This is a genomic window from Nonomuraea sp. NPDC049784 (genome assembly GCF_040659615.1).
Taxonomy (GTDB): domain Bacteria; phylum Actinomycetota; class Actinomycetes; order Streptosporangiales; family Streptosporangiaceae; genus Nonomuraea.
On the sequence record NZ_JBFAMX010001131.1, the window covers coordinates 1 to 1,737 of the forward strand.

Annotated in this window: 2 protein-coding genes; both read right to left on the reverse strand. The window is 69.1% G+C overall.

Features of this window, described 5'->3' with window-relative positions; all coding sequences use genetic code 11:
- On the reverse strand, positions 1-754 hold a 754-nt coding region (locus AB0J09_RS64020; protein ID WP_360714200.1), incomplete at its 3' end, for an ABC transporter ATP-binding protein.
- A 33-nt stretch (positions 755-787) separates the two neighbouring features.
- Entirely contained in the window at positions 788-1,438 is a 651-nt protein-coding gene (locus tag AB0J09_RS64025) for a TetR family transcriptional regulator (protein WP_358207667.1), read from the reverse strand.
- Positions 1,439-1,737: the final 299 nt, after the last annotated feature.

Sequence of the window (1,737 nt, forward strand, 5' to 3'; positions counted from 1 at the left end):
CGTCGGCGCGCAGGCCGTGCACACCCGGCAGGCCGGCCAGCCCGTCCGGTGGGGCGGCCAGTTCGGCGTCGATGGAGGTGCGGGTGAGGTGCCGCAGCTCGGCCATGGTGCCGGTTTCGACGGTACGGCCGTCGCGGATGATCGTGACGCGGTCGCACAGCGCCTCGACCTCGGAGAGGATGTGGCTGGACAGCAGCACCGTACGGTCACCCGCGCGCCGCACTTCCTGGACCGTTTGCCGGAAGACCTCCTCCATCAGCGGGTCCAGGCCGGAGGTGGGCTCGTCGAGGATGAGCAGCTCGGCGTCGGAGGCCAGAGCCGCGACCAGGGCCACCTTCTGGCGGTTGCCCTTGGAGTAGGTGCGGCCCTTCTTACGCGGGTCGAGGTCGAAGCGCTCGATCAGCTCGTCCCGGCGCCGCCGGTCAAGCCCGCCGCGCAGCCGGCCGAGCAGGTCGATGGCCTCACCGCCGGACAGGCCGGGCCACAGGGTGACGTCGCCGGGCACGTAGGCCAGGCGGCGGTGCAGCTCAGCGGTCTGTGTCCAGGGGTCGCCGCCGAGCAGCCGGGCGGCGCCCGCGTCGGGGCGCATCAGGCCCAGCAGGATCCGGATCGTGGTGCTCTTGCCCGCGCCGTTGGGCCCGAGGAAGCCGTGCACCTCGCCGGTCCGTACGACGAGGTCGAGGCCTTTCAGTGCCCGTGCCGGGCCGAACGACTTGACCAATCCGGCCATGGAAATGGCATCAGTCTCAGTCATCATGGATGTCCTTGTGTGGTGATGGGGAGAGGGCTAGAGATCGTCTCCCTGATGGGCCTCCCAGGCGGTCTGGGCGGCTTTGAGCATGGTGTCGTCGGCGTACAAGCCGTGGGTGTAGATCTCGAGCATGGGCAGCCCGATGCGCCGCAGCACGTCGGGGCCCATCCGCTCGAAGCCGAGCGCGCGGGTCAGGGGCGGCGCCATGGTCAGCGTGGCCAGGCTCACCAGCACGGTGAGCACGGCCAGCGCCCGCACGTCGGAGGACTGGCGCATCGAGCCGCCGGCGATCCCGTCCCGGAAGAGCTGCTCGGTCTCCTCCACCAGCGTGTTGACGAACGTGGTGGCCGCGGAGGAGTCCTCCTCGATCGCGCGCACCATGTACTGCACATGGAGGCGGTACTCCTCCGAGCCCGACAGGTATTCCTGGGACAGATCCCGCACGCCGACCAGGTCAGCCGCAGTCCGGGCCCTCCTCACCAGGATCTGCAGGACGTGCTCGTCGCAGACGCTCCGCAGGTTGTCCTTGCTGCCGAAGTGCCGGATGACCAGGGCGGCGCTCACCCCCGCGGTGGCCGCGATGGCGCGCAGGTTCGTCTTCTGGAAGCCGTCGCGGGCGAAGTGCGCGATGGCGGCGTTACGGATCTTGGCCTGGGCGGTCAGATCCGCCGAAGGTGATGAACACACGTTTACTATAGTAAACATATGTTCATCGCTATGGCAACCGGGGTCAGAACGGTCCGCGGAGATCTCCCGGGGCAGCGTGCAGAGGGCCGTGCGCTTGCCAGGCAGCAGGTTCGGCATTCTGTTGCGCAGCGCGCCGCGGACAGTGTCGGCCAGCACGTGTCCTGGCCGGCCCATGGAGGCGTAGCTGACCAGCACGCCGCCCGGGGCTAAGTGGTCATCTGCGTAAATCTCTCGGGGGTTACGCGGCTGCGTCGAGTACGGCAGGCTGATGGTCGCAGCCGGCGGGCTGCTGGGAGTTC